The sequence below is a fragment of the Saccharopolyspora rectivirgula DSM 43747 genome (assembly GCF_000497205.1).
Taxonomy (GTDB): Bacteria; Actinomycetota; Actinomycetes; order Mycobacteriales; family Pseudonocardiaceae; genus Saccharopolyspora; species Saccharopolyspora rectivirgula.
On record NZ_AYJW01000023.1, the window covers coordinates 1 to 12,519 of the forward strand.

Annotated in this window: 13 protein-coding genes; 4 read left to right on the forward strand and 9 right to left on the reverse strand. The window is 65.9% G+C overall.

Annotated elements, in window-relative coordinates; translation table 11 throughout:
- Window positions 1-17 precede the first annotated feature (17 nt).
- The 7 genes from SREC43747_RS0108460 to SREC43747_RS0108485 all read right to left on the reverse strand — a co-directional run bounded on the left by SREC43747_RS0108460 (window position 18) and on the right by SREC43747_RS0108485 (window position 5,009).
- A complete protein-coding gene (locus tag SREC43747_RS0108460) occupies window positions 18-629 on the reverse strand; it encodes a DUF3558 domain-containing protein (RefSeq protein ID WP_081722487.1) in 612 nt (203 codons plus the stop codon).
- Between the two features lie 60 nt (window positions 630-689).
- Entirely contained in the window at window positions 690-1,292 is a 603-nt protein-coding gene (locus tag SREC43747_RS20545) for a DUF3558 domain-containing protein (RefSeq protein WP_081722488.1), read from the reverse strand.
- 84 nt (window positions 1,293-1,376) lie between these two features.
- A complete protein-coding gene (locus tag SREC43747_RS20225) occupies window positions 1,377-2,615 on the reverse strand; it encodes a PPE domain-containing protein (protein ID WP_152528360.1) in 1,239 nt (412 codons plus the stop codon).
- Between the two features lie 33 nt (window positions 2,616-2,648).
- On the reverse strand, window positions 2,649-3,230 hold the full coding sequence (locus SREC43747_RS20550) for a DUF3558 domain-containing protein (protein ID WP_236623095.1): 582 nt from the start codon (window positions 3,228-3,230) through the stop codon (window positions 2,649-2,651).
- Window positions 3,231-3,257: 27 nt separating this feature from the next.
- Window positions 3,258-3,632, reverse strand: coding sequence for a hypothetical protein (locus SREC43747_RS0108475; RefSeq protein ID WP_152528361.1), 375 nt, complete (start codon window positions 3,630-3,632; stop codon window positions 3,258-3,260).
- Between the two features lie 204 nt (window positions 3,633-3,836).
- Window positions 3,837-4,640 carry an ESX secretion-associated protein EspG gene (locus SREC43747_RS0108480; RefSeq protein ID WP_029720750.1) on the reverse strand — a complete coding sequence of 268 codons (804 nt, stop codon included), beginning with the start codon at window positions 4,638-4,640 and terminating at the stop codon, window positions 3,837-3,839.
- An 81-nt stretch (window positions 4,641-4,721) separates the two neighbouring features.
- Window positions 4,722-5,009: a DUF2530 domain-containing protein gene (locus SREC43747_RS0108485; RefSeq protein ID WP_029720751.1), complete on the reverse strand. Its 288-nt coding sequence runs from the start codon at window positions 5,007-5,009 to the stop codon at window positions 4,722-4,724.
- Between the two features lie 83 nt (window positions 5,010-5,092).
- On the opposite strand from SREC43747_RS0108485, the gene SREC43747_RS0108490 reads away from it, so the two are divergent.
- The 3 genes from SREC43747_RS0108490 (at window position 5,093) to SREC43747_RS0108500 (ending at window position 8,426) form a co-directional block, all read left to right on the forward strand.
- A complete protein-coding gene (locus SREC43747_RS0108490; RefSeq protein ID WP_029720752.1) occupies window positions 5,093-6,559 on the forward strand; it encodes an NCS2 family permease in 1,467 nt (488 codons plus the stop codon).
- A 127-nt stretch (window positions 6,560-6,686) separates the two neighbouring features.
- Window positions 6,687-7,112: a MarR family winged helix-turn-helix transcriptional regulator gene (locus tag SREC43747_RS0108495; RefSeq protein ID WP_029720753.1), complete on the forward strand. Its 426-nt coding sequence runs from the start codon at window positions 6,687-6,689 to the stop codon at window positions 7,110-7,112.
- A gap of 21 nt (window positions 7,113-7,133) precedes the next feature.
- Window positions 7,134-8,426, forward strand: a complete 1,293-nt coding sequence (locus SREC43747_RS0108500; RefSeq protein ID WP_029720754.1) for an MFS transporter — start codon at window positions 7,134-7,136, stop codon at window positions 8,424-8,426.
- A 122-nt stretch (window positions 8,427-8,548) separates the two neighbouring features.
- Here the strand turns inward: SREC43747_RS0108500 and SREC43747_RS0108505 are convergent, their stop codons facing one another.
- Both SREC43747_RS0108505 and SREC43747_RS0108510 read right to left on the reverse strand, forming a co-directional pair.
- Window positions 8,549-9,163: a superoxide dismutase gene (locus SREC43747_RS0108505; protein WP_029720755.1), complete on the reverse strand. Its 615-nt coding sequence runs from the start codon at window positions 9,161-9,163 to the stop codon at window positions 8,549-8,551.
- Window positions 9,164-9,430: 267 nt separating this feature from the next.
- Entirely contained in the window at window positions 9,431-10,930 is a 1,500-nt protein-coding gene (locus SREC43747_RS0108510; RefSeq protein ID WP_029720756.1) for a glutamate-cysteine ligase family protein, read from the reverse strand.
- 783 nt (window positions 10,931-11,713) lie between these two features.
- Between SREC43747_RS0108510 and SREC43747_RS0108520 the strand changes: the two genes are divergently transcribed.
- Window positions 11,714-12,517: a TrmH family RNA methyltransferase gene (locus SREC43747_RS0108520; protein ID WP_029720758.1), complete on the forward strand. Its 804-nt coding sequence runs from the start codon at window positions 11,714-11,716 to the stop codon at window positions 12,515-12,517.
- The last annotated feature ends 2 nt before the right edge of the window (window positions 12,518-12,519 follow it).

Sequence of the window (12,519 nt, forward strand, 5' to 3'; positions counted from 1 at the left end):
CCTTGCTGGTGGATCGTTCAGTCCTGCGGTGGGATGTTCTTGACGACTTCGGGGAAGATCTTCTCCGCTAGCTCGCACGGTTGCGGCAGGTCGTCGTAGGCGTCGTACTTGCCGACCTGGACGCCCAGCGTGGAATCATCGGACACAGCTACCCAGAGGGAGCAGCTGATGTCCGTGGCGTCGGTTCGGGCGGCTTGATAACCGGCCACTTCGACTTCTTGGTAGTTGTCGAAGGACTTTTGGTTCTGTCGGATAGTGGCAAAACCGCCGCTGATGGTGTTAGGGGAGAGCTCCAATCCGTATTGCTCGCCGTACCAGGAGCAGCCTTTTTCTCCCCACTCCAGCTCTGTGGGCTCAGCTTCGGTCGGGTTTTCCAGTTGAGCGAGTTGTTCCGGAGTCAGCAGTTGGCAGGGATCGCTGACTGCCTTCAGGTCGAGCGGGTTTTCCACGACGATGCTCGGGGACTCGGACGTTGTGGGTGCAGGGGTGTCGGGGACGTCGGGCGACTCCGCTGTGCTGTTGGAAGAACAGGAGGTGAGTCCCAGGACTGCAGCAGCGCTGAGCACGGTCAGGGTCGTTCGGATCGACAAGGTCTCTTTCCTCGGGTTCGTTGATCGGTCTTCTTCCATTGCAGGAGACTGCTCCTCGGAGCACCACTCCAATGCGAGGACCTGTTCCCCTCGGGGTGCTCAGCTCTCCGGCGGGATGTTCTTGACGACTTCGGTGAAGACCCTGTCCGCGAACGCGCAGGGATCCTGGTGCTGTGGCTCCACCTTGTTGTAGATGGCCACGCCGACACCGATGACGTGCTCTTCTGAAACCGCGGCGGAGAGAGTGCAGGTCATGTCCGTGGCGTCGATGTGGATGGCGGGGTAGCCGGCGACATTGACTACTTCGTCGTATTCCCCGGCGAAATTGTTCTTGATTCTTTCGATGCCGCCACCATTCGTTGAGTCCGGCGACAACTCGATACCCAGGTTGTCCCCCTCCCAGGAGCAGGCCATTTCAGGCCACGGCTGCTCAGCAGGTTCGGGCTCTCCGCCTCCGCCGAGCTGTTCGAGCTGTTCCGGAGTGAGAAGCTGACACGTATCGGTGACAGCCTTGAGGTTCAGCGGGGAATCTATCTTCTCCTGTGGAGACTGCGCCTGGTCCTCTTGAGGTGCCTGTGCCTCAGTGGCGGCTGGGGTCGCATTCCCCGAGTCGGCGGGCGTGCTTTGCGAGCAGGCGGACAGGCCGAGTACGGCAGCAGACGATACGGCGATCAACAGACGGCGTGGCACGGCGTTCTCCATTTCGTGCAACAGGTTTGGGCTGATGGGCTGGACATGAAACGGGCCGCGCGTGTCCGCGCGGCCCGGAGCAGAGCTCTCAGCGGTTCACTCGCCGAGGACCGGCGGGGCGACCTTGGGCAGGCCGAGGTCTTCCCACGCCTCGTCGGTGTCCACCATGTACTTGTTCTCGTGCTCGAGGTCGTCCTCGCCTTTGCCGCCTTGCCCGCGGGCACCTGCGGCGCCGCCCATCGCGGTGGCGGAAGCGCCGCGACCACCGGCTGCGTTGCCAGCAGCACCAGCTGCACCACCGGCACCAGCACCAGCACCGACGCCGGCCCTCCCGCCGGCCCCGAGGCCACCGCCCGCGCCGGCTCGGCCGCCCGCGCCGGCTCCACCACCGAAACCGGCCCGGCCACCGGCACCAGCACCCGCACCGAGGCCACCGGCCAGCATCGCGCCACCACCACCGAAACCGGTGCCCGCACCGCCGGCACCAGCACCAGCGCCCGGCAGACCACCGGTGCTCGGCGGGGTAGTGGGCGAAGACCACTGCGAACTGCTCTGGGCCGGGCTCGTGTACCCGCCGCCCAGGTTGTCCGGGCCGGTGCCCGCGCCCTGGCCGACCCCGCCGATGCCGGACACCCCGCCGCCGACCGGCTGCGGGCTGCCGCCGCGGCCGGTGCCCATCGGCGAATTCACCGTCGGGTTCGGGCCACCACCGCCCGGGCCCGGGTCGAAGGTGGTTTGCGGAGCCTTCGGGTAGTACGGGATGCCGCGGTTGGTGTCGTCGACGCTATGGCTGTAGGAGTCGTAGACCTGCTTGGCCTGCTGGGCCTTTTCCGTCGCCTCCCGCTCCTGCTTCTGCAGGTCGGTTTCGGTGCCGAACAGCCAGGCAGCTCCCTTCTCCAGGAGGTTGTCGGTCGCGGTCACCTCGACCGGCTCCGGCATGTTGTTCTTGACCCGGCCGAAATTGTCGACCTGGTGGGATGCTGCTTTGCTGATGGCCTCCGAGACGTCCTTCGAGTCTCGGATGAACTGGGTCAGCGGGCCCAGCGAATTGCCGTGCTGCTCAGCTGCCTCACCGGTCCAGGCGAGCCCGGCCTTCCTGTTGGCTTCGTCGAGCAGTTGGGCTACTTCGTCGAAGTCCTTCGCGATATCGCGCTGCCAGCCGTCGACGGCCTCATTGAGCCCCCCAGGACCTCTTCCCTCGTGGATCTGCTTGTACTTCTCCTGGTGGTTGAAACCGACGCGCTGGATGATCTCGTCCATGTTCCCGCGGTCGCTGGGGCTGATGAGTATTGAGCCGCCAACCACCACAGCCCCCACAACTGCTGGAGCTACCATGTTGCCCCCTCTCAGATACGGCGAAAAGCGAAGTCAGTTTGCCGATGGAATGTTTTTGACGACTTCGGTGAAAACCCTGTCCGCGAAGGCGCAAGGATCTTGATGCTGTGGCTCCACCTTGTTGTAAATGGCTACGCCGACACCGATGACGTGCTCTTCTGAAACCGCAGCGGAGAGAGTGCAAGTCATGTCCGTTACGTCAATGTGAATGGCAGGGTATCCATTGACGTTGACGACTTCGTCGTACTCCCCGGCGAAGTTGCTCTTGATCCTTTCGATGCCACCGCCGTTAGTCGCGTCCGGTGACAGCTCTATACCCAGGTTGTCCCCTTCCCAGGAACATCCCTTTTCAGGCCACGGCTGTTCGATAGGCTCTGGCTCCCCACCACCGCCAAGCTGTTCTAGTTGTTCCTGTGTGAGGAGCTGACACGTATCGGTGACAGCTTTGAGGTCCAACGGGGAATCTATCTTCTCCTGCGGTGACTGAGCCTGGTCTTCCTGAGGTGCCTGCGTCTCGGTAGTAGCTGGGGCCGCGCTCCCCGGAGTATCAGTGGGTGTGCTCTGGGAGCAAGCGGAGAAAGCTAGGACAGCTGCCAAGGAGGCTGTTGTAACCATGAAGCGGCGAAGCACGATTCCTCTTCCTTAAATTTGCCGGGCGGTGGCGGCTTCGTCAGTACTGCGGTAATCCCTAAGCGCAGCCTCTAGTTGATTGATCTGATCAGTGAGGCGCTTGATGCCATCTCTGACTGCTTCGGCCAGGCAGCCAGGCTCGTCCGTCGCCATCTTGCTCAACGAGTTGGCCATCTGTTGGCTGATTTCGTCTTCGCCGGGTGGAGTGATTGAGCGAAGACGGTACGACTTCTGGAGGATCTTGCGCAGCTTCTCCCGCGCGTCCTTGTACTTCTCGATCAGCCCTGGGATCTGCTCGATGTCGACCGTGAAGGACGCCTTCTGGACCCCGCCAGCGGTGTTGATGTAGGTGTTGACCACTGCCATCGTGGCGGCGGCAGCCTTCACCGGCCCAGGAACTATTGGGGAGGCCGCTAAGGCGGCGGCCTGCTCTGGCTGCATTCCCACTTCCTGCCCCCTTCTCCGCATCCGATCAGGTGTGGGTGTGATCTACTTTGCCAGGTTTGCCTGCACCCGTGCACCGTTGTGACGGGACTGGCATGCAAACCGTTTCCGGAAATCCCCTGATTGATCCGTTCGGCGCAACACCGGTTAGTACTGGTACTCCCAGGCGGCTTGGCGCTGCGTCTGCTTGGTGAGCTCGCTGAGCACCCGGTTGAAGGTGCCCAGGTCGGCTCCGGCGAACATGCGCTGCGTTCCGCTGTTGTAGACCGCGGTGCGGCCCGCCGGCAGGTCGATGATCCGGATGGTCTGTTCGCCGCGGTGCTCCTTGCCCCGCTCGTCCCAGATCGTGACCCCCAGCTCGCCCAACCCGAGCCGCGGCCCGCTCAGCAGCTGGTTGACGCGGCGGAAAGCGCTCACGTTCACCCCGCGGGCCCGCACGGCCTCCTCGATGGCCCGGTCGTCCTCGACGCCGCGGCGGCGCACGTCCGCCATCGCGGCCCGCATCTCGGCCAGGTCGACGTTGATCGGCGGGCGGATCTTGGCCGGCGGGTGCTGGGGGAGCACGCCGACGATCGCCGGGATCAGATCGGAAGGGCGCACCGGGTCGAGCAGCACCCGGTCGCCGTCCACGACGGTGCGCACCGCCGAATCACCGGACCGGCACACCGCGGCCCGCAGCTCGGTGCCCTTCTTCGCCGAGAACCGCAGGTCGTACTCGACCGAGGTGCGCGAGTAGATGCTGAGCAGTTCCTGCAGCTCGTCGACGACCTTCCCGCCGAACCGGATCAACCCGCGGTCGCGGCAGCGCTGCTCGGCGGCCTCGAGCTCGCGAGGGATGTCCTGGAACGGAGTGCCGTAATTGCTGTAGGACGCGACCATGGGGATCCGCGTCAGCCCGGCGCGTTCAACGAGTATGACGAACTCGAGTCGATCGACGTCGAACCTAGGCACTGAAGGAACTCCCGGCTGGTAGGGGTATCGCGAATGCAGGTTAACCCTTGATCGCCGGGTTCGGGTCAGTTTTGCCGGAATCTAACTGTCCAGGCCGGTCAGCCCCTGCCACGCGCCGCGGGAGCCCCGGCGGGCGGCCGAGAGCTGCCAGCGGAACAGGCCATACCCAACGGCGCCCAGCGCGCAGCCGGTGACGCAGGTCCAGAACCGGACGCTGCCCGGTTCGGTGATCCCGAACACCACCGCGCCGGTCAGCCACGCCAGGGTGCCGACGAGCACCACCGGCTTCGGGTCGGTGAGCTTGGCGGGAAGCGGCGGGACCGGGCGGTGGCCATCAGGGGAAGAGGTAGTGTCACTGCTCGATGCCACACCAGGAAGGTTACTCCTGGTAGCGAACTACTGCGCGACGGTGCGCTCGTTGCTGTTCTCCGGTTCGTGATGAGGATGCCCTGATGAACGATTCGGCGGGAACCAGAAAATCAGTGCTGGACCGCTACTTCAAGATTACAGAACGTGGCTCCAGCGTCGCTCGCGAGGTTCGCGGCGGTGTGGTCACGTTCGTCACCCTGGCCTACATCATCGTGCTGAACCCGTTGATCCTGGGCAGCTACTCGGCTGATGAGGCCGGTGCCAAACGAGATGTGCTGGGCAACATCCTTCCGGTGCCGCAGGTCGCCGCGGTCACCGCGCTGGTCGCCGGAGTCATGACCATCCTCTTCGGACTGGTCGCCAACTACCCGTTCGCGATCGCCGCCGGGCTCGGGATCAACACGCTGCTGGCGGTGTCGATCGCCCCGCAGGTGACCTGGCCGGAAGCCATGGGGCTGGTGGTGGTGGACGGGATCATCATCCTGATCCTGGTGGCCACCGGTTTCCGCACCGCCGTGTTCAACGCGGTGCCCCCGCCGTTGAAGGCCGCGATCGCGGTCGGGATCGGACTGTTCATCACCCTGGTCGGTCTGGTGGACGCCGGGTTCGTGCGGCGGATCCCCGACGAGGCCAACACCACCGTGCCGGTGGGGCTCGGCATCGACGGTTCGATCGCCTCCTGGCCCACCGCGGTGTTCGTGTTCGGGCTGCTGCTCACCTCGGTGATGGTGGCCCGCGGTGTGCGCGGCGGGATCCTGATCAGCGTCATCACCACCACGGTGGTGGCCATCGTCGTCGAGTCGGTGTTCAAGGCCGGCCCGTCCGGCGGGTCCAACCCCTACGGCTGGAACCTCGGCTACCCGGCGCTGCCGGACGACATCATCGGCTTGCCGGACCTGTCCCTGGTCGGTGACATCTCCTTCGGCGCCTGGACCCGGCTGCCCGCGCTGGCCTGCGCCATGCTGGTGTTCACCCTGGTGCTGGCGAACTTCTTCGACGCCATGGGGACCATGACCGGGCTCGGCAAGGAAGCCGGTCTGGCCGACAAGGACGGCAACCTGCCCGGCATCGGCAAGGCGCTGGCGGTGGAAGGCATGGGCGCGGTCGCCGGTGGTCTCGGTTCCGCCAGCTCCAACACCGTGTTCGTGGAATCCGCCTCGGGCATCGGTGAGGGCGCCCGCACCGGGTTGGCGAACGTGGTCACCGGCCTGCTGTTCCTGGCGGCCATGTTCTTCACCCCGCTCTACCAGGTCATTCCGGTGGAGGCGGCGGCCCCGGCGCTGGTGGTGGTCGGGGCGATGATGCTGAGCCAGATCCGGCAGATCGACCTGAGCGACTTCACCGTCGCCCTGCCGGCGTTCTTGACCATCACCGTCATGCCGTTCACCTACTCCATCGCCAACGGCATCGGCGCCGGCTTCATCAGCTACGTGGTGCTCAAGACCGCCACCGGGAAGGTGCGGGAGGTGCACCCGCTGATGTGGGTGGTGTCGGTGGCCTTCCTGGTCTACTTCGGAGCCGGGCCGATCAACGAGCTCATCGGCGGTTGATGCGCCGTACGGGTTGTGGGGGAGGACTGCGGCCCGGAGGCCGATTAGGGTATTCGGACACACCAGCCGGTGTGGTTGGTTTGTCCGAATACCCGAGATAGTTTGGTAGACTAACGACGTGTCCGATATGGCGGAACGCGAGCGCACCCTGGCCAGCAGGCTGCGGTTAGCCGTGGTGCGCTTGAACCGGCGACTGCGCGCCCAGCGCACCGACTCGCAGATCACCCTCTCCCAGCTGTCGGCGCTGTCCTGCCTGTACAAGTCGGGGCCGATCACGCCGGGGGAGCTGGCCTTCCGAGAAGGCGTGCAACCGCCGTCGATGACGAGGGTGATCGCTGCGCTGGAGAGCAACGGCTTGATCACCCGTCGGGCACACCCCACCGATGGCCGGCAGGCGATCGTGGAAGTGACCGAAGACGGCCGCAAGCTCATCGAGCAAGAAGTCATGGCCCGGGAACGCTGGCTGGACAGCCAGCTGTCCGACATCAGCGAGGAAGAGCGGGCCATCTTGTGCCGGGCGACGGAAATAATCGACCGAATAGCCAGTCGATGACCAGCAGGGGGGAGTGAGAGCGTGGTCAGGCACTCCCAGCCCCGACCAGGCGACGGTCAGGCCGGGGGTGTCGCACCCGATCGCCGACCCGGGACGTTCCGCTCCCTGCGGGTCCGCAACTACCGCTACTACTCCGCCGGGCAGGTCATCTCCCTCACCGGAACGTGGATGCAGCGGGCCGCCCAGGACTGGCTCGTGCTGGAGCTGTCCGGGGGGAGCGCGTTCGCCCTCGGCGTGGCGGTCGCCCTGCAATTCCTCCCCACCCTGCTGCTGACCCTGTGGGCCGGGGTGCTGGCCGACCAGTTCGACAAGCGTCGACTGCTGGTGATCACCCAGGCCGCGATGGGCGTGTGCGGGCTGGTGCTCGGCCTGCTGGACCTCACCGACATCGCCCAGCTCTGGCACGTCTACCTGCTGTGCTTCGTGCTCGGCGTGTTCGCGGCCGTGGACTCGCCGGTCCGCCAGTCCTTCGTGGTGGAAATGGTCGGGCAGGCGTACCTCACCAACGCGGTCGCACTCAACTCGATGATCTTCAACCTGGCGCGCATCGCCGGCCCCGCCGCAGCCGGTCTGCTCATCACCGTGATCGGCACCGGGTGGATCTTCCTGCTCAACGGGATCAGCTCGGCGGCCGTGGTCGGTGGCCTGCTGATGATGAACCCGGCCGAGCTGCACCGCTCCACGCCCCCCGAGAAGAAGAGCGGGCAGCTGCGCGACGGCCTCCGCTACGTGCGGGGACGGCCCGACCTGGTGGTCGTCATGACGCTGGTCTTCTGCGTCGGCACCTTCGGCATGAACTTCGAGAACTCCTTCGCCGTGATCGCCCGCAACCAGTTCGGGCGGGAAGCCGACGGCTACGGGTTCCTGATCACCATGCTCGCCGTCGGCACCCTCACCGGTGCGCTGCTGGCCGCGCGCCGCAGCGGGCGGGGGCGGCCCCGGATGCGCACGGTGCTGCTCGGCGCGGCCGCCTTCGGGGTGCTGGAATCGGTGGCCTCGCTGATGCCGTCCTACGAGCTGTTCGCGCTCGCCCTGATCCCCGTCGGGGTCGCCGTCATGACCTTCACCACCAGCGCGAACTCGACGGTGCAGCTCGCGGTGGCCCCGTCGATGCGCGGCCGGGTGATGGGGCTCTACATGCTGCTGTTCATGGGCGGCAAACCGCTCGGCGGACTGGCCTCGGGGTGGTTGGCGGACGTCTTCGGGCCACCGTCACCGCTGCTGTTCGGCGGACTGCTCTCGCTGGGCACGGCCTTGATCGGAAGTGCGGTGCTGATCCGGCGGCGCCAGCCCTTGCCTGAGGATAAAGGTTAGGCTAACCTAAAACTCGTCTGCTTCGTGGTGGGAGCGACAGTCAGTTCGGGAACTGTTCAGGCCCGGCCCCAACCAGGGGACCGGGCCTGAATACTACTCGGTCGAGCCGCAGAACAGCAGTCTCACGGCTGGCGGCCAGCCCGGGCCTCCTCGAAGCGCCGGGAGACCTCAGCCCAGTTGACCACGTTCCACAGGTTCTTCACGTAGTCAGCCTTGACGTTCTTGTACTGCAGGTAGTACGCGTGCTCCCAGATGTCGAACACCAGCAGCGGAACGGTGGTCAACGACATGTTGTTGTGGTGGTCGCGCAGCTGCTGGGTGATCAGGCGCTGACCCACCGGGTCCCACGCCAGCACGCCCCAGCCGTTGCCCTGGATGGTGGTGGAAACCGCCTCCATCTGGGCGCGGAACTTGTCGAACGAGCCGAAGTCCTCGTCGATGGCCGCCGCAAGCTCCCCGGTCGGCTTGTCGCCGCCGTCCGGCGACAGGATCTTCCACCACACCAGGTGCATCGAGTGACCGGCCAGGTTGAAGGCCAGGGTGGTCTCCAGGCCCACGATCGAAGCGAAGTCGCCCTTCTCGCGGGCTTCCGCCAGCTTCTCGATCGTGTCGTTAGCACCCTTGACGTAAGTCGCGTGGTGCTTGCTGTGGTGCAGCTCGTTGATCTCACCCGAGATCGCCGGCTCAAGAGCCGAGTAGTCGTAGTCGAGCTCTGGCAACACGTACTGCTGCGCCATCGACGCCTCCTTCCGTTGACATTCTGATCCTATTGGAGGATCGAGGCCACTAAATCACACGGTGATCCGCTGCGCCGTCCACCAGGCACCCGCCGAAACCCGCCCGCCAGCGCGTTTCAGCAGGACAACCGGGTGATCACCAGCAGTCGAAAACCCACTCCCGCGCCACGCCCAACACGAATGTCCACAGTGCGGGAAGAATTTCACTACCGGCTTAACCGGCCTCCCTGCAGATGCCCCGGACCGGGAAAGGTCAAACCCGGTGGTTCACTCCACCGGCCACAGGTGCACCGGCTCACCGCTCTCGGTCAACTCGATGTAGCGACGCAGCATGCCGGCCAGAGCCGAGCGCCGATCCGCACCCCGCTCCTCTAACATGGCCACCACGTCCCGCTGCCACGAAGCACCGGTCTGCCGCACCAAGCAGCGCTGCTCGATGATCCCCAGGTAGCGCTCCCGAGCCCGATCGGAAACCCCGCAAGACCGAAGACCCTCGTGCGCCATCGGCAACAGGATCCGCAACACCAGCTCGTCCGGGGTCACCCAACCGATCCCCGGCCAGTACAGGTGCGCGTCCATGCCGTGCCGAGCGCCGGCGTAGAAGTTCTCCTCCGCGGCCGCGAACGTCATCTGCGACCAGAGCGGACGATCCTGCTCGGTCAACGCCCGCTGCACCCCGTAGAAGAAACAAGCGTTCGCCACCGTGTCCACCACCGACGGGCCGGCCGGCAACACCCGGTTCTCCACCCGGAGGTGCGGCACGCCGTCCACCAAGTCGTACACCGGGCGGTTCCAACGCCAAATCGTGCCGTTGTGCAACCGCAGCTCGGCCAACGTGGGAGCCCGCCCCGCCTCCAGCGCCGCCAGCGGATCCTCCTCCTCCGGCTCCGGCAACAGCGCCGGGAAGTAGCGGACGTTCTCCTCGAACAAGTCGAAGATCGACGTGATCCAGCGCTCCCCGAACCACACCCGCGGCCGCACCCCCTGGTTGCGCAGCTCCTGCGGACGGGTGTCGGTGGCCTGGATGAACAACGGGATCCGCGTCTCGTGCCACAGGGCTTTGCCCAGCAAGAACGGCGAGTTCGCCCCCACCGCCACCTGCACGCCCGCCAAGCACTGGGCGGCGTTCCAGTGCGACGCGAAGTCCTCCGGCGCCACCTGCAAGTGGAGCTGCACCGAGGTGCACGCCGACTCCGGGAGGATCGAATCCGCGTAGGAGCGCAACCTCTCCGGAGCACGATCCCCCAGCGGCACCCCCTCCATGTCCAGCAGCATCTCCTCACCCCGGGCGAGGAAGATCTGCTCGTTGAGGATCGAGTAGCGCGGATTGCGCGACAACCACTGCGGATCGAAATGGGCATCCCGCAACGTCGGCAACGTGCCGATCATGACCACCTTCGCCCCGGCGTCATGGGCACCGCTCGCCGCCCGGCTCATGCTCGCGTGCAGCCGCTGCTCCAACTCCACGGCGCTGTCCCCGGCCAGCACCTGCGGCTCCACGTTCAACTCGATGTTCTGCTGCCCCAGCTCCGTGGTGAACGAAGAATCGTTGATCTTCTCCAACACCACGTGGTTCGACATGGACGGCTCCATGTGCTCGTCCACCAGGCACAGCTCCATCTCCAGCCCCATTTGCTGGCGGGGGAAGGAGAAATTGCCATCGGCGAGCATCCTGGCCAGCGCATCCAACCCGCGTTGCATCTTGTCGCGGTAACGCTGCCGGTCCAACGGTTTGAAAGACCGATTAGGTGTCACGTGCCGTCCCATGCCGTCTCCCCGCTCCATCGGCAGCACGACAGCGCGCAGCGCTGGGGAAACCACCGTGACATATCGGTACCCGGTGGGCCAGCGGCCAAACCGGTGCACTCGAGCCTGCTGTTCGGAATTTCGCTGTCCTCCATCTGGACTGGTCGGGCAAGGGAAAAACGGGACAGGGAGGCCGTGGGCGGAAAAGGGGAACCAACAGCGAAGACGGCCGGTGGGCCAACCCTCGGCCCACGGACTCCGGCCCGCGAGAACACAGCTATTCAGGGCTGCGCTGCGGTGAACCGCAGCAAGATCAGCTCGTTGGCGGCGCCACCCGCCGCATGTCCTCGCACAGGATGCCTGAACACCGCACCCGCGGACACCCGGTGAGGCGAACACCACTCCAAGCACACCCGGCAGTCCGACACCAGCTTCAACACGGCTAGCCGGAACGGGCGCCAGCCCTCCCCGAAAAGCAGCATTCCGCCTGACAACGGCAAAATCCCGATCCACAGCGGCAGCCGGCGCAGCCAACCGACCCCCGGGCCGGCGCCGCCGCGGACGCGAAGACCGACCGAACCCGCGAGCGGCACCCGCGCCGCAGCAAGGGAACCTTTCTGCCGGAAACGCCAGGGAAGTTCCCTTCCTGGTGCAGCGCCCGAACGCCCGCCAGCACCACCGATTCGACCAAAGTGGAAATTCCGCGGGCGCGGTGCACCGGCCGAACCTGAATCACCCGCACGTAATCCGAGTCAGATGGCTACGCGCCACAGTCGGGTGAAGCAGGATGGGAGAATGCCCGCCGTGGCGCACGTAATCGAGATTACCGATGCCAACGATCCCCGGGTCGACGACTTCCGCGACCTGTCGAGAGCCGACCGCCGCCCGGACCGGCCCGGCGGCCGCGGACTGGTCATAGCCGAAGGAGTCGTGGTCGTCGAACGACTCCTCGCCTCCGCCTACCCGGTGCGAGCCCTGCTCGGAGTGCGCCGCCGCATCGACGAACTGGCAGACGCGCTCGCCCCCTTCGACGTGCCCGCCTACACGACCACCGCCGAAATCATGGCCGAAGTCGTCGGCTTCCACCTCAACCGCGGAGTGCTGGCCGTGGCCGACCGCGCCCCGACCATCGAGCCCGCCGACCTGATCGCCAACTCGCGCCGCCTCGCAGTGCTGGAAGGAATCGGCGACCACGAGAACCTCGGCTCCATCTTCCGCAACGCCGCCGCCCTCGGCATCGACGGCATCCTGCTCGGCGCCGGCTGCGCCGACCCGCTGTACCGGCGCAGCATCCGGGTCTCCATGGGCCACGTGCTCCGCGTGCCCTTCACCCGCCTGCACAGCTGGCCCGAAGACCTCAAACTGCTCAAAGACCACGACTTCCGGATCCTGGCCCTCACCCCGCGCGCCGACTCCGTCCCGCTGCGGGAAACCAACCCCCAGCAGGGTCGGGTAGCGGTGCTGCTCGGGTCCGAAGGCCCCGGACTGACCGAACAAGCCATCACCGCCGCCGACCAAGCGGTGCGGATCCCCATGGCCAGCGGGGTGGATTCGCTCAACGTCGCCACGGCCGGCGCGATCGCCTTCCACACCATGAACGGGGGCTGATC

Coding starts and splice junctions, on each gene's coding strand:
- SREC43747_RS0108460 (WP_081722487.1), bottom strand. CDS start 629: ATGGAAGAAGACCGATCAACGAACCCGAGGAAAGAGACCTTGTCGATC.
- SREC43747_RS20545 (WP_081722488.1), bottom strand. CDS start 1,292: ATGGAGAACGCCGTGCCACGCCGTCTGTTGATCGCCGTATCGTCTGCT.
- SREC43747_RS20225 (WP_152528360.1), bottom strand. CDS start 2,615: ATGGTAGCTCCAGCAGTTGTGGGGGCTGTGGTGGTTGGCGGCTCAATA.
- SREC43747_RS20550 (WP_236623095.1), bottom strand. CDS start 3,230: ATGGTTACAACAGCCTCCTTGGCAGCTGTCCTAGCTTTCTCCGCTTGC.
- SREC43747_RS0108490 (WP_029720752.1), top strand. CDS start 5,093: ATGAACGATTCGGCGGGAACCAGAAAATCAGTGCTGGACCGCTACTTC.
- SREC43747_RS0108495 (WP_029720753.1), top strand. CDS start 6,687: ATGGCGGAACGCGAGCGCACCCTGGCCAGCAGGCTGCGGTTAGCCGTG.
- SREC43747_RS0108505 (WP_029720755.1), bottom strand. CDS start 9,163: ATGGCGCAGCAGTACGTGTTGCCAGAGCTCGACTACGACTACTCGGCT.
- SREC43747_RS0108510 (WP_029720756.1), bottom strand. CDS start 10,930: ATGGGACGGCACGTGACACCTAATCGGTCTTTCAAACCGTTGGACCGG.